14 protein-coding genes are annotated in these 13,758 nt (G+C 71.4%); 13 read left to right on the plus strand and 1 reads right to left on the minus strand.

The features are described from left to right. The first annotated feature begins 19 nt into the window (after positions 1-19). The 4 genes from ACWC94_RS24880 to ACWC94_RS24895 all read left to right on the plus strand — a co-directional run bounded on the left by ACWC94_RS24880 (position 20) and on the right by ACWC94_RS24895 (position 3,340). Entirely contained in the window at positions 20-430 is a 411-nt protein-coding gene (locus tag ACWC94_RS24880) for a RidA family protein (RefSeq protein ID WP_450799123.1), read from the plus strand. 130 nt (positions 431-560) lie between these two features. Beyond that, a complete protein-coding gene (locus ACWC94_RS24885) occupies positions 561-2,048 on the plus strand; it encodes a GntP family permease (RefSeq protein ID WP_450799124.1) in 1,488 nt (495 codons plus the stop codon). Positions 2,049-2,121: 73 nt separating this feature from the next. After that, a complete protein-coding gene (locus ACWC94_RS24890) occupies positions 2,122-2,661 on the plus strand; it encodes a hypothetical protein (protein ID WP_450799125.1) in 540 nt (179 codons plus the stop codon). Positions 2,662-2,821: 160 nt separating this feature from the next. Next, positions 2,822-3,340, plus strand: a complete 519-nt coding sequence (locus tag ACWC94_RS24895; RefSeq protein ID WP_450799126.1) for a VOC family protein — start codon at positions 2,822-2,824, stop codon at positions 3,338-3,340. A gap of 105 nt (positions 3,341-3,445) precedes the next feature. Here ACWC94_RS24895 and ACWC94_RS24900 read toward each other — a convergent pair whose 3' ends face one another. After that, positions 3,446-5,173, minus strand: a complete 1,728-nt coding sequence (locus tag ACWC94_RS24900) for a chitinase (RefSeq protein ID WP_450799127.1) — start codon at positions 5,171-5,173, stop codon at positions 3,446-3,448. A 307-nt stretch (positions 5,174-5,480) separates the two neighbouring features. Between ACWC94_RS24900 and ACWC94_RS24905 the strand changes: the two genes are divergently transcribed. Genes ACWC94_RS24905 through ACWC94_RS24945 form a run of 9 tightly spaced genes read left to right on the plus strand, consistent with a single transcriptional unit; the run spans position 5,481 to position 13,758 of the window. Further along, complete coding sequence (locus tag ACWC94_RS24905) at positions 5,481-6,365, plus strand: hypothetical protein (protein ID WP_450799128.1); 885 nt, start codon at positions 5,481-5,483, stop codon at positions 6,363-6,365. A gap of 59 nt (positions 6,366-6,424) precedes the next feature. Next, positions 6,425-7,132 (plus strand): Flp pilus assembly protein CpaB, encoded by a 708-nt coding sequence (gene cpaB, locus ACWC94_RS24910; protein ID WP_450799129.1) that lies wholly within the window; start codon positions 6,425-6,427, stop codon positions 7,130-7,132. A gap of 12 nt (positions 7,133-7,144) precedes the next feature. Then, positions 7,145-8,377 carry an AAA family ATPase gene (locus tag ACWC94_RS24915; RefSeq protein ID WP_450799130.1) on the plus strand — a complete coding sequence of 411 codons (1,233 nt, stop codon included), beginning with the start codon at positions 7,145-7,147 and terminating at the stop codon, positions 8,375-8,377. A gap of 7 nt (positions 8,378-8,384) precedes the next feature. Further along, on the plus strand, positions 8,385-8,771 hold the full coding sequence (locus ACWC94_RS24920) for a TadE/TadG family type IV pilus assembly protein (RefSeq protein WP_450799131.1): 387 nt from the start codon (positions 8,385-8,387) through the stop codon (positions 8,769-8,771). Between the two features lies 1 nt (position 8,772). Beyond that, positions 8,773-9,132: a TadE/TadG family type IV pilus assembly protein gene (locus ACWC94_RS24925; RefSeq protein ID WP_450799132.1), complete on the plus strand. Its 360-nt coding sequence runs from the start codon at positions 8,773-8,775 to the stop codon at positions 9,130-9,132. Between the two features lie 16 nt (positions 9,133-9,148). Further along, on the plus strand, positions 9,149-10,486 hold the full coding sequence (locus ACWC94_RS24930; protein WP_450799133.1) for a CpaF family protein: 1,338 nt from the start codon (positions 9,149-9,151) through the stop codon (positions 10,484-10,486). Positions 10,487-10,492: 6 nt separating this feature from the next. After that, complete coding sequence (locus ACWC94_RS24935; RefSeq protein ID WP_450799134.1) at positions 10,493-11,437, plus strand: type II secretion system F family protein; 945 nt, start codon at positions 10,493-10,495, stop codon at positions 11,435-11,437. A gap of 13 nt (positions 11,438-11,450) precedes the next feature. Further along, complete coding sequence (locus ACWC94_RS24940) at positions 11,451-12,341, plus strand: DUF5936 domain-containing protein (protein ID WP_450799136.1); 891 nt, start codon at positions 11,451-11,453, stop codon at positions 12,339-12,341. A 7-nt stretch (positions 12,342-12,348) separates the two neighbouring features. Then, positions 12,349-13,758, plus strand: coding sequence for a sensor histidine kinase (locus tag ACWC94_RS24945; RefSeq protein WP_450799137.1), 1,410 nt, complete (start codon positions 12,349-12,351; stop codon positions 13,756-13,758).

Below are 13,758 nucleotides of genomic sequence, written 5' to 3' on the forward strand. Positions count from 1 at the left end.
GACCCGCAAAGGACTCCGCATGACCGAGAAGACCGCGCTCACCCCGAAGACGCACACCACGCCGCCTGCGAGGTTCTCGCACGGCGTGAAGAAGGGCAACATCCTCCAGGTCGCCGGTCAGGTCGGCTTCCTGCCCGCCGAGGACGGCCGGCCCCCGACGCCCGCCGGCCCCTCCCTGCGCGAGCAGACCCTCCAGACCCTCGCCAACGTCAAGGCGATCCTCGAAGAGGGCGGCGCGAGCTGGGACGACGTGATGATGATCCGCGTCTATCTGACGGACGTGGACCACTTCGCCGAGATGAACGACATCTACAACACCTACTTCGAGGAGCAGGGCCTCACCCAGCCGCCCGCCGCCCGCACCACGGTCTACGTCGGCCTCCCGGCCGGCCTCCTCATCGAGGTCGACGCGCTCGCCGTCCTCGGCTGAGCCACTGACGAGCCCTCACCTCCCGCACCCCCGCCCCTCCGCCGACGGTACGGCGACCCCCACCCCCGGGCCGCCGTACCGCGATCCCCCCTGCCCGAAAGCACCATGAACCTACGTAGAGGACCCCCGTATGTCCTTTCCTCCCGCCCAGCTCGCCGCGACCGCCCCCACCGCCCCGCCACCCCACACCGGAGGCCTGCTCCTCCTCGTGCCCGGCACCCCCGGTCTGCTCGCGGTCGCGGCCCTCGGCATAGCCCTGTTGCTGTTCCTGATCACCAAGGTCCGGCTGCAGCCCTTCGTGGCGCTCCTCGCCGTCTCCACGGCCGTGGGCCTGCTCGCCGGACTGCCGGTCACCGAACTCTTCGGCACCGTCCAGCGCTCCGACGCCGTCTCCACCATCGAGTCGGGCATGGGCGGCATCCTCGGCCACGTCGCGATCATCATCGGCCTCGGTACGATGCTCGGCGCGATCCTGGAGGTCAGCGGCGGAGCCGAGGTACTGGCCGCCCGCCTCCTCGGCCTGTTCGGCGAGCGGCGCGCCCCCCTCGCCATGGGCTTGACCGGCCTGATCTTCGGCATCCCGGTCTTCTTCGACGTGGGCATCTTCGTCCTGGCGCCGCTCGTCTACGCGGCCGCCAGGCGCGACGGCAAGTCGATCCTCCTCCACTGCCTCCCGCTGCTCGCCGGCCTCTCCATGACCCACGCCTTCCTGCCCCCGCACCCCGGCCCGGTCGCCGCCGCGGGCCTGCTGCACGTCCAGCTCGGCTGGGTCGTCCTGATGGGCATCGTCTGCGGCGTCCCGGCCGTACTGGCCGCCTGGGCGTTCTCCGCCTGGATCGGACGGCGGATCTTCGTCGCCGTACCGCAGGACATGGCCGACGCGGCGGAGGAGGCGAGGCGGGCGGTCGTGGCGGAGCAGCGGGCCCAGGGTGTGGCACCCCGGGAGCACCCGGTACCGCTCGCCACGGTCCTGGCCGTCATCGGCACACCCCTGATCCTCATCCTCGCGGCCACCTTCTCCTCGATCGCCCTGGACCCGTCCCCCGCCCGCTCGGTCCTGGAGTTCTTCGGCAACCCGTTCGTGGCCCTGACCCTGGCCCTCCTCCTCGCCTCCTACCTCCTGGGAATCCGCCGGGGCTGGTCCCGCGAGTCCCTGGGGACGGTCTCGACGTCCTCGCTCAAGCCCGTCGGCAACATCCTGCTGGTGGTCGGCGCGGGCGGGATCTTCGGCGCCGTGCTGAAGGCGAGCGGGGTGGCGCAAGCGCTGTCGGACACCTTCCACGGCGTGGGTCTGCCGGTGATCGCGCTGTCGTACCTGATCTCGCTGGTCCTGCGGGTGGCCCAGGGCTCGGCGACGGTCGCGATCGTGACGACGGCGGGCATCGTGGCCCCCCTGCTGGCGGAGGGCCACCACTCCCAGCCCTTCGTGGCCCTGGTCATCATGGCCGTGTCCGCAGGCTCGATCTTCGCCTCGCACGTCAACGACGGCGGCTTCTGGATGGTGGCCAAGTACTTCGGCATCAGCGAACGCGACACCCTGCGGACGTGGACGGTCCTGGAATCGGTGCTGTCGGTGGCGGGATTCGCGGTGGCGGCGGCGGTGAGTGTGTTCGTGTGAGTGTGACGTGAGGGAACCCGGGGATGGGCGGGCTGACTGGTTCCGGCACAGGGAAGTCGTCCATACTGCCGCCGTGGAGCAGCGCATAGGAGCGAGCAGCAAGCCGTCCAAGGCCGAGCCGTTGAAGGCCGAGCCCGTGACGGGCGCCGGTTTCGACCCGGCGTTCATCCCCGGTATCACGGCCCCGGCACCGGCGAAGCCCGACGAGCCGGAGCCACAGGCCGCGGAGGCGTCGGCGGAGCCGGTGGAGTCGGCGGAGCCGGAGGACTCGAAGGCGCCCGAGGAGACCTCGGAGACCGACGAGACCACGGACGACGCGACCACGGCCGGCGGCCCGGTCTTCGAGGCGTCCGACCGCCGCGCGAAGATCGTGGCCGACCGCAAGGGCGTCCGCCTCCGCCTGGACGAGGAGTCCTGCGAGTTCCGCTGGGACGAGATCGCGGCGGTCGAGACGGAGTCCCCCCGCTTCGGCAAGCGCTACACGATCACCGTGCACACCCCGGACCGCCGCTGGTACCCGATCGAGATCGAGGCCACGTCGAAGTCCCGCTTCAAGGAGTGGGACGAGCAACTGGACGCGGTGCTCGACGCGTACTTCGAGGACGCCGGCTGACCCGCCGTCGCCCCGCCCGCCCGTTCCGTCGTCTCCGGTCGTCCGGCGCACACCGGCCGGAGCCGGAGCGGACGGGGGCCCAGGGGGTGGGGACGGCCACGGCTCGCAACCGGCGAACGGTCCCTGGCGGGCGAGCAGGGCCGCTGGCATGATCCCGCGCATGACATCCCAGCCACGGGTTCAGGTCCCGCCACGGTACGCACGAGTCAACGCCTGGGTGATCAGCCGGGACACCGAAGCGGAAGTGCACTTCCTGAAGTCGGCGTTCGGAGCGGTCGAGACCCCGGGCTCCCGGATGCTCGATCCCGACGGCGACATCGGTCACGTCGAGGTCGAGATCGGCGAGAGCGTCCTCATGCTCTTCGACGCCAAGCCGGGCTGGCCGTCGACGCCGGCGCACCTGCGCGTCTATGTCGATGACGTCCGTGCGGCCGTGGAGCAGGCCGGCGCGGCCGGCGCCCGGGTGGTGACCCGTCCGACCCTGCTCGCCTTCGGTGAGCGGGTGGCCCGTGTCCGCGACCCCCAGGGACACCTGTGGTGGTTGCACGAACGGGTGGAGGACGTCGCACCTGAGGAGTTGGCCGGCCGCTTCGCCGATCCGGCCGCCCAGGAGGCCATGGCCTACGTCCAGCGAACGCTGCGCGAAGAACTGGGGACGGCCCGCACGGACCAGCCGTAACGCATCCGGAGCCGTTCGACGCCGAGTGGGCGGCAGCAGACTCTGGGTGCGGAACGACGACGCCCGGGCCGGAAGCCCGGGCGTCGTGGCCGGCCGGACCTCACCTCACGGCAGCGCGTGCACGTGCGCCCCCACCGCGCTCGACCACGCGTTCCCCGCCGACGCGTCCCAGTTCGTGGACCAGGTCATCGCGCCGCGCAGGTCGGGGTAGGTCCTGGACGGCTTGAAGGTGCCGCAGCCGGTGCCTGCCGTCAGGCAGTCCAGGGCGTTGTTCACGACCGTCGGTGAGACGTAGCCGCTGCCCGCCGCGCTCGTCGAGGCCGGAAGACCGAGGCCGACCTGGGACGGGGCGAGGCCGCCTTGCAGCTGGATGCAGGCCAGGGCGGTCAGGAAGTCGACCGACCCCTGGCTGTAGACCTTGCCGTCGCAGCCCAGCATCGAACCGCTGTTGTAGTACTGCATGTTGACGACGGTGAGGATGTCCTTGATGTTCAGCGCCGTCTGGAAGTAGGCGTTCGATGTCGACTGCATGTCGATCGTCTGCGGGGCCATCGTGATGATCAGGGACGGGCCCGCCTTCGACGACAGGGACCGGAGCGCCTGGGTCATGTACGTGGCGTTCAGGCCGTTCTCCAGGTCGATGTCCACGCCGTCGAATCCATACGTCTGCATCAGCGAGTACACCGAGTTCGCGAAGTTCGTCGCCGATGCCGAGTCGCTCACCGACACCGTGCCGTTCTGGCCGCCGATCGAGACGACGACCTTCTTGCCGGCCGCCTGCTTGGCCTTGATGTCCGCCTTGAACTGGTCGACCGTGTAGCCGCCCAGGCCGGACGAGTCCAGATTGAAGGTCACGGCACCCGGCGTCGACGTGGCGTCCGCGAAGGCCACCGCGATGATGTCGTACGACGACGGGACACCCGACAGCTTCTGCACCGTCGCGCCGTTGTTGAAGTTCTGCCAGTAGCCCGTCACCGCGTGCTTGGGCAGGGCCCCGCCGGTTCCGCCCCCGCCCGTGCCGGAAGACGCCGTCGTGGCCGTCACCGGCGTCGACTTCGCCGACTCGCCCGCCGCGTTCACCGCCGTCACCTGGAAGGCGTACGACGTGGCGGCGGTCAGTCCGGTCACCGTCGCCGAAGTGCCGGACACCGCCGTCGCCTTCGTGCCGTCGCGGTAGACGTTGTAGCCCGTCGCGCCGGACACCGGGGACCAGGACAGGGAGACCGAGGACGACGTCGTACCCGAGACCGAGAGTCCGGACGGCGTGGACGGGACCGTCGGGCCGGGGTCGCCTCCCGCGCCGCCGTCGGGGCCGTAGACCGAGACGTCGTCGGCGTAGTAGGCCGCCTGGCCGTACCAGCCGTGGGTGTAGACCGTGACCGACGTCGTCGACGCGCCCGTCGTGAACGTGGTCGACAGCTGTTTCCAGGCGGAGCTGTCCGGGGTCCACGTGGACACGTCCGTCGTGCCCGTACCCGTCACGCCCAGGTAGGAGTAGCCGCCCTGCACCCACCCGCTCAGTGTGTACGTCGAGCCGGGCTTGACCGGGACCGTCTGGGTGCACTGGGCGTCGTCCTGGCCCGCCGGGGTCGCCTTCAGTGCCGACGAGCCGGAGTGGACCGGCGAGGAGACCGTCGTACCGCTGCCCGCGGTACAGGTCCAGTGGGTCAGGCCCGACTCGAAGCCCGCGTTCCTGACGTTGTTGACGTCCGCCGCGGAGGCGGGGCCCGCAGCCGCGGTGAGGCCCGCGACGGCGAGGGCCAGGGCGGTGGCCGCCGGCCACAGGGTGATTCGGCGTCCACGGGGTCTGGGTATGCCTGGTGCACGGTCCACTGGGGCCTCCGGTGGGGGAAGTCGACGAGTTCGGCGCGCGAGGGAGCCTCGGGGAGGGGAGAAGAGCGGTGGCCACCGTTGGGCTACAAGTTGGTCCAGACCAATCTGGGTGTCAAGAGGTTCAGACCAAAACTGTTTCCGGGTATCCGCTCAAGCTGTCCGGATTTGGCGGGAGTTGTGACCGGGAAGTTCCACGCGAGCTTCACCAACGCTGTTCTCCGGCCATACGGGCGTGGATACAGTGCTCAGGTAGTCACGCAGTGAAGTCGTCCTGGCACACGGGAGTTACCCCGGTGGGCCGGCGGGTGTGAAGAGCGGGGAGCTGCGCGTGCCAACTGCCATCGCCGTGACCAGTGCCGACATGGCGCTGCCGGCGCAGGACGAACGGACCATGCCGGCCGTCGTGCTCGGCGGCCTCGACCAGCGGCCACTGGAGCAGGCGCTCACCGAACTGCACACCCTGACCGAGCAGTACGGCTATGTCGTGGTCGTCTGCTCCGCCGCCACTCCGGAACCCGTCGTACGGCGTCTGCACACCCTGCGCTCGCTGCTGGAGAGCGACCGCATCGCCGTCTTCCGGCCCGAACTGCCGCCCCTCGGCGTCGCCGTGCTCGCCCGCCAGCTGCGCCAGCTGGCCTCCTGCGACCTGAGCCCGGGAGTCCTCGCCTCCGCCGGGCGGCTGCTCACCCACTACGTCCACGCGGGGGCCGTCCTCGGCTCCGTCGCCAAGCTGGACCGGGTCCCGGTCGGGCTGAAGGCACACGCCAAGTCCTGGATGCCCGGCAGTCAGTTCGCCGTGCTCGCCCATCCGGAACCGCAGCTGGTCAAGGTCGGACCGGGCGTCACCCTCAAGGGGCCCGAATTCAACACCTGGATGCTCGTCGCCAAGGGGCAGCAGACGCAGGGCGACTGGGTCGCCGGCCTCGCCGGGCAGTGGAGCGTGCACGGCCTGCGCGAGGTCCCCCTGCCCGCCGAGTCCACGGCGTGGTGGGGGACGGCCCGGATCACCGAGTTCTGCAGCTACCTCGCCGACCTGTCCGTTCTGTATCAACTCGTCACATCGGTGCGGCAGGCCGGCTGCCACTGGTGCGGCCTGGACGTCATCGGAGACCGCTGTGTCTTCTGCTCCGCCACCCCGCCCGCCGGTGAACCCGCCGCGCCCCGCGCCCTGGAACAGCGCACGTCCGCCTGACCGCACGCACACGACTCACATCCCGCTCGACCGATTCCCCCAATGAGGTTGCACGGTTCATGAACTCCCGTCAGCGCCGCGGCGTGATACTCCTGATCCTGTCGGTCCTGTGCGCTCTCGGCGCGTTCGCCGGTGTGCTCTCCGTCGTCCACGACGTGAATTCCAAGGTCGGGCCCGAGGTCACGGCCTATCGGGTCCGGTCCGACGTGAAGCCGTACACCGCCTTGGACGCCGGCCAGTTCGAGAAGACCCGGATGCCGAAGCGCTGGCTGTCCGGGAACGCCGTCACCGATCTCCACCAGATCCAGGGCAAGATCGCCGTCACCACCCTGCGCGCGGGCTCACTGCTCCAGACCGACATGATCGTCGACCAGCCCGCCCTCCAGCCCGGACAGCAGGAGGTCGCCATCATGATCGACGCGGCGACCGGCGTGGCCGGGAAGATCACCCCGGGGGCGCGGGTCAATGTCTATGCCACGTTCGAGGGGAAGAAGGACGGCGACCCCGACCAGTCGAAGATCATCGTGACCAACGCGCGCGTCCTCGACGTCGGCCGGATCACCGCCCTCGACCCCGACAGCGGCAAGAACCAGCAGCAGCCCACCGAGGCCGTCCCCATCACCTTCGCGCTGTCCACCCTCGACGCCCAGCGCATCACCTACGCCGAGTCCTTCGCCCAGCGCGTCCGGCTCGCCCTGGTGGCCCCCGGCGGCGAGACCAGCGTTCCCGACAAGGACCGCACCTACGAACTCGCGACGGACAAGTGAGAGGCGGCCCGCATGCCCACCAGGATCCTCCCGGCCGGCGCGGACCCGGATGCCGTCCGCTCCCTCACCACCCTGCTCAGCCAGCTCCCCGACGCCGAACCACAGCCACCGGTGACCGACTCCACCCAGCTGGTGGACGCCCTCGCCCGGCTCGCCGCCGACTCGGTGGACGAACTGCCCGAGGTCGTGGTCGTCCACGAGCGGATCGGCCCGGTTCCGGCCCTGGAGCTGATCCGCGAGGTCGCCCTGCGCTTCCCCGCCGTCGGCGTCATCCTCGTCACCACCGACACGAGCCCCGGCCTGTTCTCCGCCGCGATGGACTCCGGCGCCCGCGGCCTGGTCGCGCTCCCGCTGTCGTACGAGGAACTCGCCAGCCGCGTCCACGCCGTCGCCCAGTGGTCGACGGGGGTACGCCGCCACCTCGGCCACAGCGCGGACGTGTTCGGCGGAGTCGGCGGTACGGTCGTCACGGTCAGCGGCGCCAAGGGCGGCGTGGGAGCGACGCTGGCGGCCATCCAGCTGGCCCTCGCCGCGCAGGCCTCCGGGCGGGCGACCGCCCTGGTCGACCTGGACCTCCAGACCGGTGACATCGCCTCCTACCTGGACATCCAGTTCCGCCGGTCCGTGGTCGACCTCGCCACCATCACCGACATCTCGCCCCGCGTCCTCGCCGACGCCGTCTTCCGCCACGACACCGGGCTCGCCCTGCTCCTCGCCCCCGCCGAGGGCGAACGCGGCGAGGAGGTCACCGACCGCGCCGCCCGCCAGATCGTCAGCGCGCTGCGCTCCCGCTACGACGTGGTCGTCGTGGACTGCGGCGCCCAGTTGAGCGGTGCGGGTGCGGCGGCGGTGGAGATGGCCGACACCGCACTGCTGGTGACCACCCCGGACGTGATCTCCGTACGGGCGGCCAAGCGGACCGTACGGATGTGGGACCGGCTGCAGATCCGCAAGGCCGAGGAGACCACGGCGGTCGTCAACCGGCACACCCGCGGCACGGAGATCCAGCCGGCGCTGGTGCAGCGCATCACCGGGACCGCTCTGGCGCGTACCGCCGTCCCCGCCAACTTCAAGGAGCTGCAGGGAGTGGTGGACGCCGGGCGGCTGCACGAGCTGGACAGCAGGAGCACGGTGAAGCAGGCGCTGTGGGCGCTCGCCGGGGAACTGGGGCTGGTGAAGGCGGCCGAGGGGGCGCATCGCGGCAGCGGACGGGGCCCGGTCGGATTCCGGCGGCGGAAGGAGTGAGCGCTCCATGAGGAGGAGAGGGCCGGGCGGGGACCGGGGACAGGTGAGCATCGAGTTCCTGGGCATGACACCGCTGATCATTCTGACCCTGGTGCTCGTGTGGCAGGCCGTACTGGTGGGGTACACCTTCACGCTGGCCGGGAATGCCGCGGACGAGGGGGTGCGTGCGGGGACGGCGGCGCCGCGGGGGGCGCGCAGCGAGGTGTGCGAGCAGGCGGCGCTGAAGCATGTGTCGAAGGCGTGGCGAGGGGGAGCCGAGGTGAGCGGGTGCGACGGGACCGGCTATGTGACCGTGGACGTGAAGCTCAGGGTCCCGGTCCTCTTTCCCGGCCTCATCGACTTCCCGGCCCACGTGACCGGCCACGCCGGTGCCGTCGAAGAGGTGAAGGACTGAGATGTCATACCGGCGGGGACGGCGGGGACGGCGGGACACGGGCCAAGTCGCCATCGAGTACCTGGGATTCCTCCCGGTCCTCCTGATCGTGGCCATGGCGGGCGTCCAGATCGGGGCGATCGCCTACGCCGCCGAGCAGGCCAGTACGGCGGCCAGGGCGGGGGCGCGGGCGGCGTCGCTCGAACAGTCGTACACACAGGCCTGCGCGGAAGCCGTCAGCGGGCCGCTCACGGTCTCGTGCGTCGGCGACAAGGGCGCCGACTCGGTCACCGTCACCGCCACCGTGGACATCCCCCAGATCGTCCCCGGCTGGCACTTCGACCCCGCCCGCAAGAAGGCCACCATGCCGCTCGACCACTAGGCGAGGAGCCGCCGACATGAGCCTGCGGGCACGCATCACCACTCCGGAGGAGCACGGCAGCCGGGGCGAGGACGGGCATCTGGTCGCCTCCTACCGGGCCAAGCTGCTGGAGGAGATCGACCTCGCGGAGATGAGTTCGCTGGCCGCCGCCGAGCGCCGGGCCCGGCTGGAGCGGGTGCTCGGGCACATCATCAGCCGTGAGGGACCGGTGCTGTCGACGGTCGAGCGCTCGCAGCTGATCCGCCGGGTCGTGGACGAGGCACTGGGCCTCGGCATCCTGGAGCCTCTGCTGGAGGACGCCTCGATCACCGAGATCATGGTCAACGGCCCCGACGCGATCTTCGTGGAACGCGGCGGCCGGGTCGAGCAGTTGCCGCTCCGGTTCGCCTCCGCCGACCAGCTGATGCAGACCATCGAGCGGATCGTCTCCACGGTGAACCGCAGGGTCGACGAGTCGAACCCGATGGTGGACGCCCGCCTGCCCTCAGGCGAACGCGTCAACGTCATCATCCCGCCGCTGTCGCTGACCGGCCCGATCCTGACCATCCGCCGCTTCCCGCGCTCCTTCACCCTGCAGGAGCTGGTCGCCTTCGGCTCGCTGGACGAGCACATGGTGTACCTGCTGGCGGGGCTGGTGCAGGCGAAGTTCAACGTCATCGTGTCGGGGGCCACGGGCACCGGGAAGACGACCCTGCTCAACGCCCTCTCCGGGCTCATCCCGTCCCACGAGCGCATCATCACCATCGAGGACTCCGCCGAACTCCAGCTCCAGCAGACGCACGTGGTCCGTCTGGAGTCCCGGCCGCCGAACGTCGAGGGCAAGGGGCAGGTCACCATCCGCGACCTGGTCCGCAACTCGCTGCGGATGCGCCCCGACCGGATCGTGGTCGGCGAGGTCCGCGGCGGCGAGTCCCTCGACATGCTCCAGGCGATGTCGACGGGCCACGACGGATCGCTCGCGACGGTCCACGCGAACAGCGCGGAGGACGCGCTCACCCGGCTCCAGACCCTCGCCTCCATGTCCGACGTCGAGGTCCCCTTCGTCGCGCTGCACGACCAGATCAACAGCGCGGTCGACGTCATCGTCCAGCTCACCCGGTTCGCCGACGGCGCCCGCCGGATCACCGAGATCGCGCTCCTCGACAGCCACGGCGGGGAGCCGTACCGGCTCGCGACCGCGGCCCGGTTCGACGCCCGGCCCATGACCCCCGACGGCCGCGTGTACGGCGCCTTCCAGTACTTCCCGCTGCCCCGCCGTACCGCCGACCGCCTCTACATGGCGAGCCAGCCCGTCCCGCAGGCCTTCGGAGTCGCCCACACCGCGGACCAGCTCGCCACCCGAGAAGCCAGGTAGGCCCCCATGGAACTCCACACCCTCGTCCAGCTCACCACCGGCGTGACGCTGCTGGCCTGCGTCCTGGCGGTGGCCGGCGCGCACGCCTACACCTCGGGCCGCGCCCAGCGCGCCGCCCTCGTGGACCGGCTCACCCACACCGGCCCGGTCCCGGCGGCCGGCCGCCGGCGCCGCTTCCGCGACCTCGACCGGCGGCTGCGCCGTACCCGCGCCGGCCGCCGGCTGGAACTGCGCCTGGCGGCGACCGGTCTGGACGTCACCCCCGGCGAGTTCTTCGTCGGCATGCTCGCCACGGTCACCGCGCTCTGGCTGATCGGCCAGGCCACCCTGGCCCCCTTCTTCGGCCCGATCGCCGGCCTGCTCGGCATCTGGGCGGCGGTCCAGTTCCTCAACTGGCAGCGCCAGAAACGTATCGAGCGCTTCATCAACCAGCTCCCCGAACTGGCCCGCATCCTGGCCAACGCCACCCAGGCCGGCCTGGCCCTGCGCACCGCGATCGGCATGGCGGCGGAGGAACTGGAGGCCCCGGCGGGCGAGGAACTGGGCAAGGTGGCCGACCAGCTGGCCATCGGCCACTCCCTCGACGACGCGCTCGGCGAACTAGCCGACCGCCTGCCGTCCCGCGAGCTGGTCGTCCTGGTCACCACCTTGGTCCTCTCGAACCGCGCCGGCGGCCAGGTCGTGTCCGCCCTGCGGAACCTGACCGAGACCCTGGAGGAACGCAAGGAGACCCGGCGCGAGATCCGCACCCAGCTGAGTCAGGTGACGATGACGTCGTACGCCGTCCCCGTCCTGGGGGTGGGCGCGCTGTTCCTGATGAACGGCGTGAAGGACGGCGCGCTGGCCCGCATGACCGGCTCACCGGCCGGCCAGGCCTGCGTGCTCATCGCCTTCGCGATGTACGCGGTCGGATTCGTCCTCATCCGCCGCCTGAGCCGGATCGACGTGTGAGGGAGGTGGCCCGGTGCTCGCATTCCTGCTCGCCCTGCTGACGGGCCTCGGCGTCTGGGGCGCCTTCGCGGGCATCCGCATGTACCGCGCGGACGCGAAACTCCCCGGTGACCTGGCGGTGGCCCTCGAGGTCGGCGCCACCCGCACCGGCGCGGTGGGCTCGGTCATCGACCGGATGGGCATGCGCTACGCCCCCGCCGTGCTGCGCCTGATGGGTCCGCGCCTGGTCGCGAAGTACCGCCGCAGGATCGACCTCGCCGGCAACCCCGGAGGCCTGACCATCGACCGCTACGCGGCCCGCCGCGCGGTCTACGGCGCGCTGGGGGCCGTGGGCTTCCTCGTCTTCCTGCTGCGCGGCCAGTGGTTCGTGGCCGTCCTCCTGCTCCTGTTCGGGGCGTTCTGGACGGAGGTCGGCATCTGGTCGGCGATCCGGGTCCGCAAGGACGTCATCGAGCGCACCCTGCCGGACTTCCTGGACGTGCTGGCGGTGGTGGTCAGCGCGGGGCTCGGCTTCCGCCAGGCCCTGGACCGGGTGGCCTCCCGCTACGAGGGCCCCTGGGCGGACGAACTGCGCATCACCCTCCGCCAGATGGACCTCGGCATGAGCCGCCGCCAGGCCTTCGCGGAACTGAGGCGGCGCAACGACTCGGAACAGGTGGCGATGTTCGTGACGGCACTGCAGCAGGGGGAGGAGCTGGGCGCGCCCATCGTGGACACGCTGGTCTCCCTGGCGAAGGACATGCGCCGCACCGACGCGCAGAACGCCCGCCGTAAGGCCGCCCGCGCGGTGCCCAAGGCAACGCTGATGATCACCACGTTCATGGTCCCGGCCACCATGCTCCTGCTGGGCGCGGGCCTGATCCTCGGCTCCGGAGTGGACTTCGGCTCCCTCACGGGGAAGTGAGGCGGACATGACGGTGACGGGGTGGACGGGGCGTGGGCGAACCTCGGTCCTCGAGGGCCGCCTGAGCCGGCTGAAGGGGGTCGGGACCTGGTTCCCACGGCGTCGGAGGCCGACCGCCGGTACCGCGCATCCCGCCACCGCCACCCCTGAACCCTCGGAGAAGATCCAGGTCAGCGCACTGCAGGCGATGTGCCGGCAGGTCTTCGGCTTCCGCCTGGCCATGATCGCCGTGGCCGCCCCCGCCGCCCTGCTCAACGCGGCCCCCGGCCTGGGCGTCCGCCTGGTCGGCGCGGCCGTGGTCGTCACCTTCATGGTGTCCTACGTCCTCTTCCGCGACTGGGAACGCTTCGGCCCCCTCCTCCTGCGCCACCCCGGCCTCCTGGCCGCCGACACCCTCTTCGGCTCGCTCCTCCTGATCTCGGCGGGCCCGGACACCACCCTGGCCTACGTCAGCGTCTGCACCCCGCTCCTGGCAGGCCTGGTCTACAGCTGGCGCGGCGCGGCCTGCTTCGCCTCCCTGCAGTCCCTGATCCTGCTCCTGGTCCACGCCACCCTGAAGGCCGACCGCCACGCGCCGGTCGCCGAGGCGTTGCTCCTGCCAGGCCTGTGCGTCATCGCCGGTGCCATGGGTTCGACCCTGCGCAACCTGATGCTCCGCTTCGGTGCGGCGACCCAGGCCCTGACGACGGTCCAGGCGCGTCTGGCGGCGGCGGAGGCGGTGAGCGCGGAACGCGCCCGGCTGGCCCGCGAGATGCACGACTCCGTCGCCAAGACCCTCTACGGCGTGGCCCTCGCGGCGGACGGCCTGGCGACGACGGCCTCCGCCGAGGCCCCCGACCCGGCCCGCATCAGGGAACAGGCGGAACTGGTCTCCCGCTCGGCCCGCAGGGCGGCGGCGGAGTCGAGGGCACTGCTGACGGACCTGCGCCGAGAGCGTCCGGACGCACCGGGGGAGACGTCCTTCTGGTCCGAACTGACCACATCCGTCAGCGACTTCGCCCAGCGTACGGGCCTGCGGGTCACCTGTTCCCGGCCACGGACTCCGGACGTCCCGGATTCCACGCTGGCCTCGTTGCCCGCGCCCGTGGCCCGCGACCTCCTCTCCATCGCCACGGAAGCGCTGGAGAACGCCCAGCGTCACGCGGGCGCGACCCGCGTCGACGTCCACGCGGGGGTGTACGACGACGTGCTGCGCCTCACGATCCGCGACGACGGCCGGGGCCTCCCGCCCGGCACGACACTCGAACGGCTCCGCGACCGCGGCCACTTCGGCCTGCTCGGCATGGTGGAACGCGCCGCGCAGGCGGGTGCCCGGATCCGTATCGGCCGAGGCGGCCACGAACGGGGCACGGAGGTCCGTGTGGAACTCCCGCTGCCGGCCCCGCGCAACCCCGGCCCATCCCCCCGAAACCCCTGA

It is taken from the genome of Streptomyces sp. NPDC001135 (assembly GCF_053598395.1).